Source organism: Paenibacillus shunpengii, assembly GCF_042684905.1.
Lineage (GTDB): Bacteria > Bacillota > Bacilli > Paenibacillales > Paenibacillaceae > Paenibacillus > Paenibacillus shunpengii.
The window spans coordinates 488,827-506,825 of record NZ_JBHUMJ010000004.1 but is presented as its reverse complement, the minus strand read 5'-3'; the positions used below and the strand labels follow the sequence as shown (position 1 = coordinate 506,825).

General features: G+C 45.9%; 18 protein-coding genes and 1 riboswitch. All 18 genes read right to left on the bottom strand.

Going from position 1 to position 17,999, the window contains the following annotated elements:
• A partial coding sequence (locus ACFSVM_RS18760; protein ID WP_379263834.1) for a collagen-like repeat preface domain-containing protein occupies positions 1-1,364 on the bottom strand: 1,364 nt, incomplete at its 3' end.
• Positions 1,365-1,561: 197 nt separating this feature from the next.
• Positions 1,562-3,019 (bottom strand): ATP-binding protein, encoded by a 1,458-nt coding sequence (locus ACFSVM_RS18755; RefSeq protein WP_090723951.1) that lies wholly within the window; start codon positions 3,017-3,019, stop codon positions 1,562-1,564.
• Positions 3,020-3,736, bottom strand: coding sequence for a response regulator transcription factor (locus ACFSVM_RS18750; RefSeq protein WP_076312917.1), 717 nt, complete (start codon positions 3,734-3,736; stop codon positions 3,020-3,022). It lies immediately after the preceding gene.
• An 86-nt stretch (positions 3,737-3,822) separates the two neighbouring features.
• Complete coding sequence (gene ccsA / locus ACFSVM_RS18745; RefSeq protein ID WP_076312918.1) at positions 3,823-5,091, bottom strand: cytochrome c biogenesis protein CcsA; 1,269 nt, start codon at positions 5,089-5,091, stop codon at positions 3,823-3,825.
• The gene (gene resB / locus ACFSVM_RS18740) at positions 5,088-6,764 is read right to left on the bottom strand and encodes a cytochrome c biogenesis protein ResB (protein ID WP_076312919.1); all 1,677 of its coding nucleotides are present in this window, start codon (positions 6,762-6,764) and stop codon (positions 5,088-5,090) included. Before resB ends, ccsA begins: the two co-directional genes overlap by 4 nt.
• Before the next feature lie 24 nt (positions 6,765-6,788).
• Entirely contained in the window at positions 6,789-7,316 is a 528-nt protein-coding gene (locus ACFSVM_RS18735) for a redoxin domain-containing protein (RefSeq protein WP_047911104.1), read from the bottom strand.
• Between the two features lie 210 nt (positions 7,317-7,526).
• Positions 7,527-8,276: a pseudouridine synthase gene (locus ACFSVM_RS18730; RefSeq protein WP_076312920.1), complete on the bottom strand. Its 750-nt coding sequence runs from the start codon at positions 8,274-8,276 to the stop codon at positions 7,527-7,529.
• Positions 8,277-8,410: 134 nt separating this feature from the next.
• Positions 8,411-8,944: a spore maturation protein gene (locus ACFSVM_RS18725; RefSeq protein WP_076312921.1), complete on the bottom strand. Its 534-nt coding sequence runs from the start codon at positions 8,942-8,944 to the stop codon at positions 8,411-8,413.
• Between the two features lie 6 nt (positions 8,945-8,950).
• Entirely contained in the window at positions 8,951-9,598 is a 648-nt protein-coding gene (locus ACFSVM_RS18720) for a nucleoside recognition domain-containing protein (RefSeq protein WP_076312922.1), read from the bottom strand.
• Positions 9,599-9,632: 34 nt separating this feature from the next.
• Entirely contained in the window at positions 9,633-10,826 is a 1,194-nt protein-coding gene (locus ACFSVM_RS18715; RefSeq protein WP_083655869.1) for a D-alanyl-D-alanine carboxypeptidase family protein, read from the bottom strand.
• A 118-nt stretch (positions 10,827-10,944) separates the two neighbouring features.
• The gene (gene ytfJ / locus ACFSVM_RS18710) at positions 10,945-11,403 is read right to left on the bottom strand and encodes a GerW family sporulation protein (protein ID WP_379263828.1); all 459 of its coding nucleotides are present in this window, start codon (positions 11,401-11,403) and stop codon (positions 10,945-10,947) included.
• Between the two features lie 103 nt (positions 11,404-11,506).
• Positions 11,507-12,205: a DUF2953 domain-containing protein gene (locus ACFSVM_RS18705; RefSeq protein WP_090723942.1), complete on the bottom strand. Its 699-nt coding sequence runs from the start codon at positions 12,203-12,205 to the stop codon at positions 11,507-11,509.
• A 123-nt stretch (positions 12,206-12,328) separates the two neighbouring features.
• Positions 12,329-12,964: an SMC-Scp complex subunit ScpB gene (scpB, locus tag ACFSVM_RS18700; protein WP_090723940.1), complete on the bottom strand. Its 636-nt coding sequence runs from the start codon at positions 12,962-12,964 to the stop codon at positions 12,329-12,331.
• Positions 12,933-13,739 (bottom strand): segregation and condensation protein A, encoded by an 807-nt coding sequence (locus ACFSVM_RS18695; RefSeq protein WP_090723939.1) that lies wholly within the window; start codon positions 13,737-13,739, stop codon positions 12,933-12,935. The genes scpB and ACFSVM_RS18695 overlap by 32 nt, the downstream gene beginning before the upstream one ends.
• A gap of 82 nt (positions 13,740-13,821) precedes the next feature.
• On the bottom strand, positions 13,822-14,289 hold the full coding sequence (gene ribH / locus ACFSVM_RS18690; protein ID WP_047911095.1) for a 6,7-dimethyl-8-ribityllumazine synthase: 468 nt from the start codon (positions 14,287-14,289) through the stop codon (positions 13,822-13,824).
• A 40-nt stretch (positions 14,290-14,329) separates the two neighbouring features.
• On the bottom strand, positions 14,330-15,574 hold the full coding sequence (locus ACFSVM_RS18685; protein WP_090723937.1) for a bifunctional 3,4-dihydroxy-2-butanone-4-phosphate synthase/GTP cyclohydrolase II: 1,245 nt from the start codon (positions 15,572-15,574) through the stop codon (positions 14,330-14,332).
• 32 nt (positions 15,575-15,606) lie between these two features.
• Positions 15,607-16,278 carry a riboflavin synthase gene (gene ribE, locus ACFSVM_RS18680; protein ID WP_090723935.1) on the bottom strand — a complete coding sequence of 224 codons (672 nt, stop codon included), beginning with the start codon at positions 16,276-16,278 and terminating at the stop codon, positions 15,607-15,609.
• A gap of 21 nt (positions 16,279-16,299) precedes the next feature.
• A complete protein-coding gene (gene ribD, locus ACFSVM_RS18675) occupies positions 16,300-17,400 on the bottom strand; it encodes a bifunctional diaminohydroxyphosphoribosylaminopyrimidine deaminase/5-amino-6-(5-phosphoribosylamino)uracil reductase RibD (RefSeq protein WP_076313061.1) in 1,101 nt (366 codons plus the stop codon).
• A 238-nt stretch (positions 17,401-17,638) separates the two neighbouring features.
• Positions 17,639-17,784, bottom strand: a riboswitch (FMN riboswitch).
• Positions 17,785-17,999: the final 215 nt, after the last annotated feature.

The following is a 17,999-nucleotide window of genomic DNA, read 5'->3' as shown; positions in this document are numbered from 1 at the left end:
GCCACATTCGTTATATACGTACTGCCAAGGTACGTAACCACCTGTCCTGCGGGATAGCCTGGCGCCGCAAGCGGATCAAATGCTACTACTCCACTTAACCCTACTCCTGTGGCTCCCGTGACTCCTGTTGCACCCGTCTCTCCCGTCACACCTGCTCCGGTCGCACCAGTACTGCCCGTTACCCCAGCTCCTGCAAGCAGCGTATAGTCTGGGGACGTGCCTGGCGTGCCGCTTGGTGCTGCCACATTCGTTATATACGTACTGCCAAGGTACGTAACCACCTGTCCTGCGGGATAGCCTGGCGCCGCCAGCGGATCAAATGCTACTACTCCACTTAACCCTACTCCTGTGGCTCCCGTGACTCCTGGCGAACCTGTCGCTCCCGTCACACCTGCTCCGGTCGCACCAGTACTGCCCGTTACCCCAGCTCCTGCAAGCAGCGTGTAATCTGGGGACGTGCCTGGCGTGCCGCTTGGTGCTGCCACATTCGTTATATACGTACTGCCAAGGTACGTAACCACCTGTCCTGCGGGATAGCCTGGCGCAGCAAGCGGATCAAATGCTACTACTCCACTTAACCCTACTCCTGTGGCTCCCGTGACTCCTGTGGCTCCTGTAGCTCCAGTTGCACCGGTTTGACCAACACTTACGAGAAGCGTAAAATCAGGTGAAATTCCTGGTATACCTGCTGGATTCGCTGTTTTTACTATATATGAGCTTCCTTCAAAAGTAACAATTTGACCCGGCCCATAAGAACCTGAATTTACTGGATTGTAATCAACCGTCTGAGTTAACCCTGGAGGCCCTGCAGGACCGGCAGGGCCCGGAATACCTTGTGAACCTGCTGGTCCTGGTGGTCCTGGTGGTCCAGCAGGGCCTTGCCCACCGCTTCCTAATCCTTCAGAAGCTATGGTTAATGCTACACTTGTAGCTCTTATAATACCGACCAAACGGTCCTTCTCTTCAGGTAAGATGAGCAGCAGCAAAGTAACTTCTAATAAGTCATCCAACAAATCTTGTATATTAATGATGGTGTTCAGTTTAACAAAAGGCGTTACTTCTGAACTGGCAATAGTTAGCTCCAGAATGGACTGCAGGTGTGCTTTTACGACTCCAGGGAATGAAGAATGATTAACAAATTGCAGAAGATCCCGCAAGGTTCGCTGAAGCGCAGAAATATTCAATATAATCGACTGTGATATGGCAGCCGGAGCGGTTTTTTGTAAAACGGTCAAGAGCTGATTGAATCGTTCCAATTCATCCAGCATTATCGAAATTCCGACAAACCGGTCATTTGAGGAGTTACCGTCAGAACCTCTTCCCAGAAGCGACCGAATACTGACTCGTTTGCGTTTCTTTGACATTATTCACACCCTCCTTACATCAATTCTATGACGTATTCAACCCATACTTACCTACACATACTGCTCTGAATATATTCGGCAAAAGATAAAATGTTCCACGATGAACAAGATTTATCTCTATGGTTCAACAAAAAAAGCACCCCTTAAGGGTGCTTTTTACGATGCTTATACCATATTTCAATGAATATTACGATGATCTAAGTATTATGATGCAGGGCTGCCATGACAGGAAGAAGAAGACGGAACTCTGTACCTTCCCCAGGGATACTGTCGACCTCGATCGTCCCTTGGTGTGCATCAACAATATGTTTAACAATTGCAAGTCCCAGGCCCGTACCTCTGCCTACGTCCCGGACTCTTGCCTTATCTGCTTTATAGAAGCGTTCAAAGATAAAGGGAAGATCATCACGTGGAATGCCTTTACCTTCATCCTTGATTCGGATTTCAATAAAGCTTGCGTTAATCTGTTTCGCAATAATTTGAATTCTTTTATCGGAAGGTGTGTGTCTGAATGCATTATCAAGCAGATTTGTAAATACTTGCTCCAACTTGTCTTCATCTGCCGCTTCCAGGACAAGGCTCTCATCCTGATGAGTATAATCTAAGATTAGTCCTTGTTCCTTGGCCGCTACGCTGAACTTCCGATACACTCTTTCCAGCATTTGATTCAGATCAATTTTTTGCAAATTAATATCCGTATGTCCAGCTTCCATACGAGCCAGATCCAGCAAATCCTTAACCAACCTGCCCATCCGCAGTGATTCATCTTGTATAACCTGTAACAGCTCTTCACTTTCTTTGGGGGAGGCTGCCATACCATCGAGCAGAGCCTCGCTGTAACCCTGAATCATGGAGAGAGGTGTTCGGATCTCATGCGAAATGTTTGCAATAAAATCACTACGCATTTTTTCCAAATGCGCTTCTTCTGTCACATCTCGAAGCACCGCGACTGCTCCTCTGCTTCCTTGCTCGCCGTGCAAAGGCGCCATTTGGATCGACCATACGCTCTGCTTCACATGAAGCTCAGCACTCTGGTCCTGACCTTCAGTAACCACCGAATAAAATAAAGGTCTGAGCGGTGGGGGAACATCCTGAATGTTCGAAAAAGAATGTGCTTGTGAACCATGCTTCTCATCAGCGTCAGTCCAGTCAATGCCTTGCCATATCGACATTACTTTTGCTCCAGGAGGGTTGGTCGAGATCAGCCTTCCTTCTCCATCGAAGGATACGACGGCATCTGTCATGCTCCGAAGGACACTTGCTACACGCTCCTTCTCATGATTCAGATTCCGAATCGTATCCTCCAGCTCATCAGCCATATGATTAAAGGTATTAGCAAGCTCACCTATTTCGTCACTCGTTACAAGGGAGAGCCTTGTTCCATAGTTCCCTTTGCGGATTTCATTGGTGGCTTTGATGAGCTTCTGCATAGGCTGAGTAATTTTGGTAAACAAAAACAGCGCAAAAAACGTCGTCAAGCTAAAACCAACAATACACACGAGAACAAACATTCTTTTGATCTCACCAGATTCATCTGCTGAAAAATTATTGTCGATGTAGGGAAGTAAGAACACCCCTAGTGTCATAAGAACACAGGCTACGAGCAAAATGATCGTATACCACAGTTTTCCAACGAGTGATTTCCAAAAGTTCACTTATTTCGGAACCTCCAATTTATAGCCCACGCCCCACACCGTTGTGATCATGGAAGCCGCTTCAGGAGAGACGCGATTTAATTTTTCGCGCAGACGTTTAACATGAGTATCTACGGTACGAAGATCTCCGAAAAATTCATAATTCCAAACATCCTTCAAGAGGTCCTCACGTGAGAATACCTTGTCCGGAGAAATGGCCAAATAGTGAAGCAGCTCATATTCTTTGGGTGTTAAGCTAATCTCTTCACCGTTCGCTGTAACCCGATGGGCATCATGCTCAATCAGCAAGTGTGGAAACACGATGTTATTGCTCGAGTTGTTCTCCTTGGATAGATAAGCAGTTTCAGATGAACGGCGAAGAATAGCCTTGACTCTGTAGATCACTTCCCGGGGACTGAAGGGCTTGACCACATAATCGTCTGCTCCGACTTCAAATCCTTGGACTCGGTTAATTTCTTCACCCTTTGCTGTCAGCATAAGTACCGGAGTTGACTTGGCTTGCCGCAGCCGAGTACAAACTTCAATTCCGTCAATACCAGGCAGCATGACATCAAGCAGAATCAAACCATAATCTTCAGATGTCGCCTTATGTAGCGCCGTTTCTCCATCCTCAGCTTCGTCGATCTCATAGCCTTCCTTTTCCAAGTACATTTTCAACAATCTTCTAATTCTTTCTTCATCATCGACAACCAATATTCGGTTCTCATGTTCTGCCATTAGCAAGATTCGCCCCACTTTCCCAAAATCCAGTCTCCGTAGTATGCGCTAGTTGAATGTACAATATATAAAAGGACCGTGATTGTTTATTCTGTTCCTGCATAGGAGTGGAGACCTGAGATAATTAAATTCACGCCAACTAATGTAAACATTACAATTAAAAATCCGATCACTGCAAGCCACGCTGAATTTCTTCCCTGCCAGCCCTTGGACAGACGCAGATGCAGATAAGCACTATAATACAGCCATGTAATTAAAGCCCAGACTTCTTTAGGGTCCCATCCCCAGAAACGTCCCCATGCAATCTCTGCCCAGATCATAGCAAATATGAGTGCTCCGAGCGTAAAGATCGGGAAGCCAATCGCTATAGCACGGTAACTAATCTCATCCAGATCATCCGGATCAATATCTTTTAAATGTGGACTGATTGCTCGTCCTAGAGGTTTGCGAACAACGAGTCGCAGCAATCCATATAGAACAAGACCAGAAACAACTGACCATATCACTGTATTGAGCTTGCGGCCTGCATTTACACCATTCATCCAAGAAGGAGCTTCGAATAATGGTTCCTTCATACCAAGGAATGCAGTGTAGCTTTCGGTTTCACTATTGTAGGGTGCCACAATCGGCGGCATATGATAAATTACTTTTTCTATTGTACTATTATCGGTCCCCCCAGTGTCAACGTCAGCTGCTGCCTGCTGCGTGAAGACCGCTTCGTATCCACTAGCTCGAAATGCAAACACGGTACCGATAAAGCCTATTACAATAATAATAACAATCAGCGTGAATTCAACCCATCCTTGCTGTTTCTTATCAGATTTCGCAGAACTGTCAAATTTAACGGTCCGCAATAAATACATAAGACCTGCCGCAAATCCAACGGCAAAGAAGGACTCTCCGAGCGCAGCAAGAGTAACGTGTATATTGAGCCAAATCGACTGCAAAGAAGGAACTAGCGGCTGAACCTCCTGTGGAAATACGGCTGCATAGGCCATCAGAATAATGGTAATCGGAAGTGCAAATAGACCCAGAAGCGGTGTTTTGTATATCGCATATAAGACAATAAAAGCGATGATGACCATCATTGACAAGAAGGACATAAACTCATACATATTACTCACCGGAATATGCCCCGCGCCAATCCAACGTGTAAAGAAGTAGATTAGTTGAGCCACGAGTGCAGTTGAGGTTATAATCAGTCCGATTTTACCCCATTTCTTCACATGGACGATTGGATCCCGGTTGCTGAATTTACGGCCCATAATGGCAATTGCATATACAATAAACGCAGCACAATATAAGAAAAATGCGATCAGAAACGCATTGCTGCTAAGATCGAGTAAGTTGTTCACGCTTTGTTTCCTCCGTTATCCAAGAGTTTTTCGTCAACGATGATATCCAGCTGCTGAAGCACATCCGCTACCTCACGCCTTAAACCAAACCAGTTCTTGTTCGTATGTGCACCAAGCACGAGAGTTCCGTTATCTATTCGAATCCATACTCTCCGATGCTGCCAGTAGAATCCGAGAACTAGACCAAGCATCACAATGGAAGCTCCGACCCATACAAACGGCATCGCTTTATCAATTCGTATATTCAAATATGAGGTCGATTCAATAATATCCACATTTTCCATCCCATCCACATTCAGCTCAAGGGGCATACTGCCACCGTTTAGACGTTCATTAATCACATTTTGCTGGAAGCGTTCCTTATCAATTTCGAGTGGAAAATATAAATACTGTATCCCTTCTTCCGGAAGATCAGGACCAGTAATGGCGAATAAAAAGGCCGGCGCGTTCGGATTCGGTGACTTAGAGACCGGTACCCCTTCATCATTTAGTCCAAAATCCATATACTTCTCTTTCAGTGTTAGTGAATACGGGCCTGCCTCATAATGCTGCTCCGGATTCTGCATATCCAATTGAATCTTGCCGTAAGAGGTACCAGATGCAACATCAATGACCTCAGGAGATACGGAGCGAAGGATCGGCGTAAGGTCAAAGTCATATTGGTAAGCCTTCAAGCCCTCATAATCCAGCGGGTCGTTAACTCTTATAAAATGATGCTTAACCTCTTCAAGCTGAGGCGTCTTGGACGGATCTGTACAATCCGCAGTACATTCGTACAATTTAGCTTCCGTCTCAAACAGCTTAGGAACAATCCTGCCAAGATTCCTGAACTCCTCCGGTGTTTCTTCCTCCGAATAATACTCCACTCTAAAATCAATGTTCTCAAGATATAGTGTGGTATCAGGAATATTCTTGATCTCCCCTTGCGGAAATGAAATATGCTCGTCCATATGCAATCCAGGCAGTCCTCTGGCAAGAACGGCCAGCAGGAAGATGATCAGACCAATATGAATGACATAAGGTCCCCAGCGGCTAAATCGATATTTCTCAGCAAGCAATGCAGAGCCGTCTGTTTTTACTCGATAACCTTTCTTTTTGAGCGGCGCAACCGCTTTCTTAATCCATTCTTCTGCTTCCTCATCTGGAAACGCAGTTTGGTATGTAACCCGCTGCCTGGTTAAGAATTGAATATGCTTCGGAATACGTTGTTTGCTTAATGCCTTGTATAGCGGCAGTACCCGGTCTAAGCTGCATATAACCAGTGAAGCACCGATCATGACCAGCAGCAGGATAAACCACCAGGATTCGTATGTATGAGACAAGCCAAGTAAATAATAAATATGCCCGATTGTTCCGTATGTCTCTTTGTAATAAACAGATGGGTCCATATTGATAAAAGCATTTTCCTGCGGATAAATGGTGCCCAGCATCGCTCCGAGCAAAGTGATTACAATGAGATATATGGCTACTTTGACGGAGGAGAAGAAATTCCAGACGAGATCAATGATGTTCGGATCGCTCTTCTGTGAACGTCTGGCTATCCCGTCGTATCGCATTTCCAGCGGTTCGGTTGATTCAAGATCCTCCAGATGCTGAGGCTTGCCGCATGCTTCACAGAGCACTGTTCCTACTGGATTTTGATGGCCGCATTCACATTTTGTATTTTGAATCATGATGTCTCACATCCCCCTGTTTGCTCAGTTTGAATTCACCAGTTGCTGGATATGATACTCGAGTGTGTCTAAATTCAGCTGACCTTCAAATATTTCAGAGATCTTCCCATCCTTGGAAACAAAGAAAGTGGAGGGCATCGGTCCTACAGCAAAACGGCTTGTCGCGATCTTTTTCTCATCGTACATAATTGGAAAATCAACTCCAACTTGGCGCACAAAATTGTTAACCGTCATCTTGTCTTCACCAACATTGATCCCGATAAAGGCAACTCCCTGCTCTTTCCATTTCTCCCACTGCTCCTGCAGTGCCGGCATCTCATCAACACAAGGCTCACACCAGGTTCCCCAGAAATTAATGACCATCGGCTGACCTTCGAATTGATCCAGCTTGTGAACTGCCTCATCTATGCCTAACAGCTCGAAATCTGGAACTGAATCCCCCACAACAGGTTTGCCATCCGATTTGGCCGTTGAAGAGAATATTGCATAAGCACCTAGAATGACAATGAATATCAAAATAACAACCTGAACGGTTCTCTTTGATCTCCCCATCGTAAATACTCTCCTTTTATGACAATCTTGTCCAATTCAACTTCTAGCCTAATTATAACGAAAATTGTCACAAATCTGCGTCTGTTTTTTGAAAATTATGTGTCTTGCAACGGTTACGATGAAATGAATACAAAAAAAGAACTAAAGCATCAAGGTTATCTGCACTTTAGTTCTTTCTCATCGTTGTCTTTTTGGCCGGCTATTTTGTTGTTATCTGCGCGATTTCTTCTTAGAAGGATCGGATTTTGCCGACTGAAGAAGATTGTTGATCTCTTCAGCAGTCAGATGACGATATAAGCCCCGCTTCAAATTCTGCAGCAGCAGTCCACCGAAGGAGATCCGCTTCAATCGAGTCACGGGATGATTGATCGCTTCAAACATCCGTCTGACCTGACGGTTTCTTCCTTCATGAATTGTAATTTGGATAACAGCTTCGTTCTTCTCCGTATCTACATCCTTATACTCCACTTCTGCCGGAGACGTCATCCCGTCTTCGAGCATAATTCCATCACGAAGCTTGTCCAGTGATGTACCGTGCGGTACTCCTTTAACCGTCGCCAGATAGGTCTTCGGCACATGGTGCTTCGGATGTGTCAGCAAATGAGCAAACTCACCATCATTTGTAAGCAATAGAAGCCCTTCTGTATCGTAATCAAGTCGGCCTACAGGATAAACGCGTTCCTTAATTCCCTTAAGATAATCCGAAACAATCTTTCTCCCTTCGGGATCTGAAGCACTTGTGATGACACCTTTGGGTTTATTCATGATCAGGTATATCTTCTTCTCACTTCGAATCGGTTTACCATTCACCGTAATGATATCTTCATCGGGATTTGCCTTCGTGCCAAGCTCAGTCACGACTTCTCCATTCACTTCTACTTTGCCGGACAGTATGAGCTCTTCGCTCTTGCGTCTGGAAGCAATTCCCGCCTGTGCGATAATTTTCTGTAATCTCTCCATTTTAAATAAGTCACCTCAGGGATTAATGATACCCATCAGACAGAGAAATAACAAGGTCATGAACAGGAAAATAGCCCCTGAATCTCTCATCCATTGCATGAGATGTATTCAGAAGGCCATTTACTGAGCTGAATTTATCCAAATACGAGCAGACAAATCATGATGGCTGCCACAAATCCAACGATATCGGAGAACAATCCAACCTTAAGCGCATACCTGCCATTTCGAATTCCGACTGCCCCAAAATATACGGTTAATACATAAAGTGTCGTGTCGGTACTTCCTTGGATGGTGGAAGCGATTCGGCCAATCATAGAGTCAGGTCCATGCGTTTGGATAAGGTCTGTCGTAAAAGCAAGGGAGCCGGTCCCTGTTAAGGGTCTAAGAATACCCAATGGAAGCACTTCAGGAGGAACGCCCATCCACTGAAACAGAGGTGCTACAAGCCCTATAAAAAAGTCCAGAGCGCCTGATGCCCGAAATACACTGATGGCTACCATCATAGCGACCAAGCTAGGAATGATAGATATCGCCGTGCCGAAGCCTTCCTTTGCCCCATCGACAAATGATTCGTATACTGGCACTTTTCTAAAATAGGCATATACAGGGATAAAGGCAATAATGACAGGTATTGCCCATGTCGAAATGAGATTGATAAAGGACAGCATGTAAGCTCACCCTTTCGAGGATGATTCAATGATCGGCTTATTGAGGCGGTTTTTTGGAGGTGATGGTGCCTTAGGTGTCGGTGTTCTGCTTCGGAAATATCGATCGGCTGCGATAGCCGCAAATGTAGCAATTGCTGTCGCCATCAGTGTAGTGCCTACAATTTCAGCAGGATTTGCTGAATGGTAATTCAGCCGAATCGCAATCAGCGTGGTTGGTATAATGGTGATGCTCGCTGTATTCAGAGCCAGCAATGTACACATGGCTGGACTGGCTGTCGTTTTGTCCGGATTTAGCTCCTGAAGCTGCTGCATCGCTTTAATTCCCATCGGTGTCGCTGCGTTTCCGAGTCCAAACAAATTGGCGCTCATATTGGATAAAATATATCCCATTGCCGGATGCTGCTTAGGAACATCCGGGAATAGATAGGATACAATGGGACCTAGAAGCTTCGCTACTTTATTCAGCAGACCGGAATCCTCCGCAATCTTCATCATCCCCATCCAAAAGACAAGAACGCTGATCAATCCAAAGCATACGGTAACTCCCGTCGCTGCCCCATCAAAAGCCGCCTGGGTGACAAGCTCAATATTTCCCTTCGCTGCAGCAAATACAAATCCGATAACAATCATGGCAAGCCAAATCAGGTTAATCATCCGCGATCCCTCCCACTTCGATCACTTGCTCCTTCTAATTAAAGAGCTGGTCAAACACTCTCTTTAGAGAGCCGAACAGGGAATTCCCTTTTAACTGATCATAAGGAAGAGCAATGGTTTCTGCTGCTTTGTCCTTTGGAATGAAGCTGCCTTTTTCATAGACGGGTACCTCACCGATCTTCGCACCATTGAGAAGAAATTCAATCCTCCCCTTCAGCCCGAAACTGGCATCTGCCGCTTCACTCCGAGCTCCTGATTCTGACTGTTGATTGTAGAGCACCAGCTTGGTTCGAACCTCCCCGGCCTCTCCCGTTAGCAGTGGATATTTGAACGCATTCCCTGTAATATATTCATATTGCTGAATGGACTGCCCCTTCGCTGCCAGCTCGTTCAGCGGATAATGCTCAAAGCCGTAATCGAGCATATTCGCATGATCGTTCCAATCATTCCCATCATTTAAAGTTACGGCAACCAGTTGCTGACCATTACGCGTCGCCGAGCTTACAAGACAACGTAAAGCTTTTTTGGTATAGCCGGTTTTCACTCCATCTGCACCCTCATATAAACGGAGCATTTTATTTTTGTTGTGCCAATCATAGTCCCAGGATTCTTCGGGGTTGGGAGCCTTGTGTTCCTGTGTAGCAACGATGCGTTTAAAGTCGGCGTTATGCAGTGCATAAGCGGTCAGCTTGGCCATATCCTCAGCCGTTGAATAATGCCCTTCTGCATCCAGCCCATGCGGATTTCTAAACTGGCTATGTACAAGTCCGATCTCGTCAGCCTTCTTATTCATCAGATATACAAAGCCTTCCTCCGAACCTCCGATATGCTCTGCAATAGCCGTTGCGGCATCATTGCCTGAACGAAGCATCAAGCCAAAGAGCATGTTCTCAAGCGTCATCTTTTCTCCTAGTTTCAAGTACAGCGACGAGCCTTCTTTGCCAACTGCATTTTTACTAACTGTAACCGTGCTCTTCAAATCCCCCTGCTCGATCGCTACAATTGCGGTCATGATCTTGGTCAGGCTGGCAATTCGCATTTCCTTCTCCCCGTCTTTGCTGTAAAGAATCCGGCCTGAGGTCACATCAATGAGAGCGGCTGTCTGCGCATGGGTACTGAGCATAGGGGCTTCTACATGACCAGGTTTATGGTCAGCATGCGCTGGAATGGGTAAGGTAAATAACGACAATACCAAAGGCAATATAGTTATTTTCTTAAAGAGATTCATTTGCTTCCCTCCGGGTCCTTCGATTCAACTTGTACTAGTCTATGTATGGACAGGCGGAAGTATGTCCAACAAAAAGTCCCCTCCTGTAAGCATATGCCTCGGAAGGGACTTAAGTTTATTACACTTCGTAAGTTGGGGCTGTGGACGTTGCCATCCCCGAACCCATATTGTTCTTCTGGAAGATGCTCTGAATTTGATCAATGACCTGAGGTGCAGAATCAATGATCTTCTCAAACAGATGAGTTTGATTATCAAGAGGCACAATGTGTACGCCCTGCTTGCCTACAACAAGAAATGCGATAGGCCGGATCGATACGCCTCCGCCGCTACCGCCTCCGAACGGGTTAGCCTTGGAAGCGGAATTCCCACTGCTATTGCTGCTCTTAGACTCCGCTTCAGTATCGAGATGAAAATCACTTCCCCCTGCTGCAAAGCCAAATCCAACACGGCTGATTGGCAGTATTACTGTGCCATCCGGCGTTTCCACTGCATCACCTACTATGGTGTTGACATCGACCATCGCTTTGATGTTTTCCATGGCCGTTTTCATTAATCCTTGAATTGGATGATCCGACATAATAAATTGCCTCCTTCTAACAATGGTTTGACATTGATAGGTTTCCCAAGGTACAGGATCAGTATGTGCAAAAAGCGGACTGGAAAAAAATTAATTTCTATGACTAAGCATCCTCCTCCAAATCTCTGCGCCAGGCCATAATGCCTCCATGGGCTTCAGCTAATCGCTTGGTAAGCATATTGCTGAGCCGCATCGCTTTGACAAAGCGAATACAGGCTCTTATTTCAAAATCCGTCTTTAGATCCCACTGTTCAGTCCAATTCGGTGTGACATCAAGCTGTGGCATCTCCAGAAGCCTCACCTTATGGGACAACCAGCCAAGAATCGAGTTCTTAATTCCCCACAAAATGCCTGTGGCTATAGAAGTAAATACAACATCCTCTGTCCCTATACGAGAATTCCATCTGAGATCCAAAATCCGAATCGAAGCAAAAGGAGCTGTATCCCATATTTTCAGTGCATATGCACTCTTGACCAAAGCATAGGACTGATGCAATATCCCTTTCTTCCCATGCTTCTCATCAGGCATTACCGAATCTTTTTGCCTATCTTCTCCATTCAGCTGATCTGACATAGCAACCTCAAGCTTCTTAAGCAGCTTGGCTTTGAGCTCTTGAATCTTCTGTTCGGGGACTTCCTTGGTGATTCGGAGAATTCCGTACAGCATTTTGAGCTGAACATGAACTTCCTGCTTATTATTTGCAGACTTCACAACCAGATGGATATGTATTCTTGATACAAGTACGAGCACAATAAGTAGAATGATAACAAACAGTATGCCTGCGCCAATCCAGATCCACACGAGTCTTCCCCCTGGTATATGTAAAATTAAAACTCCCCTTTAGTATGTTCTTAATTATGGAAACCATGCGAAACTTTTGGGCATAAAAAAATCGATGCCCTCTAAAGGACATCGATTCTACGATTACTCCGCTTTATTAATCTCATTGTCAACCAGAGCTTCACCCGAAGACTCTTCTTCAAACATATTCTGACCCAGCTTGCTGAACAAGAGCTGCGTCTCTTCTTCGAGCGGGTCAGCATCTTCGAATACAGACGGCTCAGGCAAATCTTTAATTGTGCCAAGACCAAAATAATCAAGGAAGGCCTTTGTTGTCCCATATAATATAGGGCGGCCGATGGCATCTGCTCGTCCAACCTCTTCAATCAGATCCTTGCTTGTTAAAGTATGAAGCGCCCGTTCTGCCTTAACTCCGCGGATCTCTTCAATCTCCACTCTCGTTATCGGCTGCCGGTAAGCAATAATGGATAACGTTTCAAGTGCGGCTTGAGAGAGTGAGGATCTGGAAGGGGAATAAGCAAGCTTCTCAAAATAAACAGCATGCTCAGGCAAGGTTCCCATTTGGTAGTTTCCTGCAATTTTTAATATCTGCAGTCCTCTTCCCTGCTTGGTATATTCCCTTTTCAGTTCCTCAAGCGCATCAGTTACGACTTCTGGACGCTGATCGACAATTTCGGAGAGCTGCTTGACACCTAGTCCTTCTTCACCCGATAAGAATAACAAGCCCTCAATAATCGACTTCAATGCCGGAAAGTCCATCGCTTTCTTCTTCTCCTCTCCACTCCATCACGATATCTTCAAACAATCGTTCCTGGTAACATACAATTTGTTTCATTTTCATTAATTCCAGAATAGCCAAAAAAGTAACAACAATCTCTTGGCGATACATGTCCTCATTCAGCAGCTTGGAGAACAGCATTTTACTGCCATACCCTTTACGTCCAAGCGTCCCCGCTACATCCCGGATCCGATCCTTTACCGATATTTCATCACGATGAATCCTAGCCACCGTCGTATTTCTTGCAGCCCGGCTGAGTGCCTTCTGAAAGGCTGTAATCAAATCCGCTGTATGCAGCCCTTCAACCGGATTCGACGGTTCATGATGAACATAAGGCGTTAGATCCTCCGGCTCTTTAGAGAAAATAAGACTGCGAACCGATTCCCGTTCATGCAGATGACGCGCGATGCTCTTGAATTTTCGGTATTCAATAAGCTTCTGAACCAATTCGGCACGAGGGTCTTCATCCTCTTCCTCCATGAAATGATCGTCTTCAAATTCAAGAAACACAGGAGGCTTGGGCAGCAATATTTTACTCTTGATCGCAAGAAGAGTAGCTGCCATCACCAAAAACTCGCTTGTAATATCAAGCTCCAGCTCCTGCATGGAGTGAATATAATCCATATATTGGTCCGTTATTCGGCTGATCGGTATATCCTGGATGTCAATCTCATGTTTGTCAATCAAATGTAATAGAAGGTCCAGCGGGCCTTCAAACGATTCAAGCTTATAAGTCACAACCGTCAATGGGCGCATCCTCCCGCTAATGTTACAAAATACGTAAAGCCCTGCCCCGGCTAAGAGAAGCCTGAGTACAGGGCTTTATATTAACTAAGCACTATTTTAGCTGTTTCGTCAAGTTTGCCATCTCAATTGCTGCAACGGCAGCGTCCCAGCCTTTATTTCCTGCTTTCGTTCCAGAGCGTTCAATCGCCTGTTCAATATTTTCTGTAGAAACCAGTCCAAATATGGTCGGCACGCCTGTCTTCAGGTTAATTGCAGCGACCCCCTTGGCCATTTCATTACAAACATAATCATAATGCGTTGTAGAGCCGCGGATGACAGTGGCGAGTGTAATCACTGCATCATATTTGCCGCTCTCGGCCATTTTTTGAGCAATCAAAGGAATCTCAAAGGCTCCAGGAACCCAAGCCACATCAACCTCATCATCCTGCACACCATGACGTTTGAACGCATCCAGGGATGCTGACAGCAGCTTGCTCGTTAAAAATTCATTGAAACGTCCAACCACAACGCCATATCTTAATCCCTCAGAGACTAAATTACCTTCAAAATAGTTAGCCATTATTATTCATCTGCCCTTCTTATAATGAGTAGTATTTAACTTAAGATTTGATTTCCTGCTCGTTCTGCTCAATATCATCAAATTTCAGCATATGCCCCAGCTTGGACTGCTTGGTATGCAGGTAGGAAGAATTATCTTTATTTTCTGCAATTTGAATCGGTACTCTAGAAACAACTTCGAGACCATATCCCTCTAACCCTTTGATCTTTCGCGGATTGTTCGTCAGCAGGTTAATCTTGCGGATTCCCAAGTCTTTGAGAATTTGCGCGCCGATGCCGTAATCGCGAAGATCAGCCGGGAAGCCCAGCTTCAGATTCGCATCCACCGTATCAAGTCCCTGCTCCTGCAGCTTGTAGGCCTTAAGCTTATTAATGAGCCCGATCCCCCGGCCCTCCTGACGCATATAGAGCAGCACGCCGCTGCCATTCTCATGAATCTGACGCAGGGCGGCTTCAAACTGCGGTCCGCAGTCACAACGATGAGAATGGAACACATCTCCGGTTAAACACTCGGAATGTACACGCACGAGGACCGGCTCATCCGTATTAAGTGTGCCTTTGACAAGAGCTACATGCTCTTTGTTATCCACTTCATTTGTATAGGCTATCGCCTGAAACTCGCCAAAATCAGTCGGCATTCTCACCGAAACCTCGCGAGTAACCAGCTTCTCCTTGGCGTTACGATAGGCAATCATGTCCTTGATGCTGATAAGCTTCAGATCGTGCTGCTTCGCAATTTCCTTCAGATCAGGCAGTCTGGCCATAGATCCGTCTTCCTTAATGATCTCACAGATCACTCCTGCAGGATAGGAACCGCTCATTCTGGCAAGATCCACAGCAGCCTCTGTATGCCCTGCTCGCCTGAGCACTCCGCCTTTCTTGGCGATTAGTGGAAACATATGACCAGGCTTTCTGAAATCCAATCCGGTTGCTTCGGAATCAATCAGCGCTTTGACTGTAATGGAACGTTCATGTGCGGATATCCCTGTCGTCGTAAGCTTATGATCAACGGATACCGTGAAGGCTGTACCATGAAAATCCGTATTTTGCTGAACCATAGGTTTAAGGTCAAGCTCTTCTGCGCGTTCCTGCGTAATCGGCACACAGACGAGTCCTCTTCCCTCGGTAATCATAAAATTAATGACTTCCGGAGTGGCTTTATCCGCCAGAGCTACAAAATCACCCTCATTCTCGCGGTCTTCATCATCAACGACAATGACCACTTTACCTTGCTGCAGATCCTGAAGCGCTGCTTCTACTGTATGAAAAATGGATTCCTCATCCATGTCGTACCCTCCTTGTTACTGCTTCATTTATATCAGTTAAAACCGTGGGAGCTTAGAAATTCAAAGCTTAATTTCGACTTCTCACCCGTTCCGTCCGCTGGGCTTGCTCCTTGTCCATAATGCAGCAGATGATTCACATACTTGCCGAGAATGTCACACTCAAGATTGACGATATCCCCTGTGTTACGATGAGCGAGCACGGTCTCCCCTAATGTATGCGGTATAATGGATACGGTAAAAGAGGAGGCTGTCGTGTCGACAACAGTCAGGCTGATGCCTTCAATCGTGATGGAGCCTTTCGGAATAATAAACCGGAATACGTCACTGTTAACCGGCGTGATTTCGAACACGACCGCATTCTGATCTCGGGTTATCGCTGTAATCTTCCCTGTTCCATCCACATGGCCTTGTACAATATGTCCTCCAAAACGGCCTTTGGCTGACATGGCCCGTTCAAGATTAACAGGACTGCCGCTTCCCAAATGACGAAGGGTCGTATGTCGGAACGTTTCGGGCATCACATCTGCCAGGAAGCCTCCGGTTTCTATCGAGGTAGCGGTTAAGCATACCCCGTTGACAGCTACGCTGTCTCCGATCTTCAGATCATCCATTATTCGCTTCGCACTAATTCCAAGGACCATGGCTTCCCCTTTACGGCCAACACTGCGAATTCGTCCAACTTCTTCAATCAGCCCAGTAAACATGGCATTCACTCCTTATCAGCCTTACGGCCACACAGGTAAACCTGTCACACAAATATTATCTCCAATGGTCTCGACTTCGAGTTTATTTAATTGAATCGCATCATTCATTCGGTCCACGCCTTCAAATCGGAAGCTTCCTGGTGTCTCATATCCTCCGACGATTTTCGGTGCAATAAACATGAGCAAGCGATCGATCAGCTTGGCCTCCAGCATTGCGCCGTTCAAAGTTCCGCCGCCTTCAAGCAATATAGAACCGATCTCCATTTCTCCTAACAAGCTCATTGCTGTTAGTAGATCAACCCTCGGTCCCGGACCGCAGCGGATCACTTGTACACCATAACTTTCCAGAACCTGCTCACGTTCAGCTTCTGCTTCATCTGTCGTCAGGATCAAGGTTTTGGCATTTCCATCCCGAACCAGCTTCGTATCTATAGGGATTCTCAGCTTCGAATCGACGACGATTCGAATAGGACTAATCCCATCTATAGATAACCGGGTCGTTAACTCGGGATTGTCAGCGATGACGGTTTCTACCCCGACCATAATACCTTGGTGACGATGTCTGAGCATATGAATATGTTCTCTCGCTTGCTCGTTAGAAATCCATTTGCTGTCTCCGCTCTTGGTTGCGATCTTTCCGTCTAACGTTGAAGCCGTCTTGAGCGTTACAAAGGGCAGGCCCGTTGTAATATACTTGATAAATTTCTCATTGAGCCGTCTGGCCCGATCTCTAAGCACACCGACTTTGACTTCAATACCGTGCCTGCGAAGCATATCAAATCCCTTGCCTGCCACCTGCGGGTTAGGATCCTCGCAAGCGACAACCACCCTTTTGACCTTCTCGCTGATCAGCCTCTCGCTGCATGGCGGTGTCTTTCCATAGTGGCTGCAGGGCTCCAGGGTTACATAGACGGTGCTTCCCTCCGCCTCACTGCCTGCCATGTTCAAGGCATGAACCTCGGCATGGCCTGTGCCCCTTTTCAAATGGGCTCCAAGACCAACCATTCGTCCATCCTTCACGACGACACAGCCTACAACGGGATTAATGCCGGTCTGTCCCTGCGCTCTTTCCGCCATATCCAGAGCAAGCGACATGTAGAATTCATCATTCATCATTTCCATTATGCTTACCTCTTTTCAGCAAAGACATTTAAGAAACATTTCACCAAAAAAAGCCCCTATCCGGCTAAACTGCCAGACTAGGGGCTTGAGAGTTCAATAGAAAATACAGCAGAACACTACCGTTACCTTAATTTAAACCTAACAAAGGTAAGGCAAATAAACCATGAGCATCATCACGGACGCACAGGCAAAAGTCCCGCTGGGTACGCCAACCAATAGAGTTGTCTGTTATGTACCTATTCTCCTTCTCTCATCCAGACTATACTGTCGGTTCTGGAGTTGCACCAGATCCACCGCTAGCTTCCAGCTAACGGGTCACGGACTAAGACTTGAAGACAAGTCATCACCGCCGGTAGGGAATTTCACCCTGCCCCGAAGGATTACAGCTTATGAAACATTAGTAATAGAAAAATAGTAGCACTCCTATACTGAAAAATCAACAGCTGAGCTCTCACCCAATAATAAGAATACGCTTACTTGATTAAAAAACTTGCTCTCCCTGTGTGGAATGCAGTTACATAACTTCTCGTCGAGATACTTGGCATAAAAAAACATCCCGCATATAGAATGCGGGATGTGTTAATCTGCTCTTGCTATGT

What these genes read in the sequence shown, in the direction of transcription:
- ACFSVM_RS18735 (WP_047911104.1), bottom strand. Translation starts at nt 7,316, where the DNA reads ATGGGGAGATCAAAGAGAACCGTTCAGGTTGTTATTTTGATATTCATT.
- ACFSVM_RS18725 (WP_076312921.1), bottom strand. Translation starts at nt 8,944, where the DNA reads ATGCTGTCCTTTATCAATCTCATTTCGACATGGGCAATACCTGTCATT.
- ACFSVM_RS18715 (WP_083655869.1), bottom strand. Translation starts at nt 10,826, where the DNA reads ATGAATCTCTTTAAGAAAATAACTATATTGCCTTTGGTATTGTCGTTA.
- ribD (WP_076313061.1), bottom strand. Translation starts at nt 17,400, where the DNA reads ATGGAAATGATGAATGATGAATTCTACATGTCGCTTGCTCTGGATATG.
- ribE (WP_090723935.1), bottom strand. Translation starts at nt 16,278, where the DNA reads ATGTTTACTGGGCTGATTGAAGAAGTTGGACGAATTCGCAGTGTTGGC.
- ACFSVM_RS18685 (WP_090723937.1), bottom strand. Translation starts at nt 15,574, where the DNA reads ATGGATGAGGAATCCATTTTTCATACAGTAGAAGCAGCGCTTCAGGAT.
- ribH (WP_047911095.1), bottom strand. Translation starts at nt 14,289, where the DNA reads ATGGCTAACTATTTTGAAGGTAATTTAGTCTCTGAGGGATTAAGATAT.
- ACFSVM_RS18720 (WP_076312922.1), bottom strand. Translation starts at nt 9,598, where the DNA reads ATGATTAACCTGATTTGGCTTGCCATGATTGTTATCGGATTTGTATTT.
- resB (WP_076312919.1), bottom strand. Translation starts at nt 6,764, where the DNA reads ATGATTCAAAATACAAAATGTGAATGCGGCCATCAAAATCCAGTAGGA.
- ytfJ (WP_379263828.1), bottom strand. Translation starts at nt 11,403, where the DNA reads ATGTCGGATCATCCAATTCAAGGATTAATGAAAACGGCCATGGAAAAC.
- ACFSVM_RS18750 (WP_076312917.1), bottom strand. Translation starts at nt 3,736, where the DNA reads ATGGCAGAACATGAGAACCGAATATTGGTTGTCGATGATGAAGAAAGA.
- ACFSVM_RS18695 (WP_090723939.1), bottom strand. Translation starts at nt 13,739, where the DNA reads ATGCGCCCATTGACGGTTGTGACTTATAAGCTTGAATCGTTTGAAGGC.
- scpB (WP_090723940.1), bottom strand. Translation starts at nt 12,964, where the DNA reads ATGGACTTTCCGGCATTGAAGTCGATTATTGAGGGCTTGTTATTCTTA.
- ACFSVM_RS18730 (WP_076312920.1), bottom strand. Translation starts at nt 8,276, where the DNA reads ATGGAGAGATTACAGAAAATTATCGCACAGGCGGGAATTGCTTCCAGA.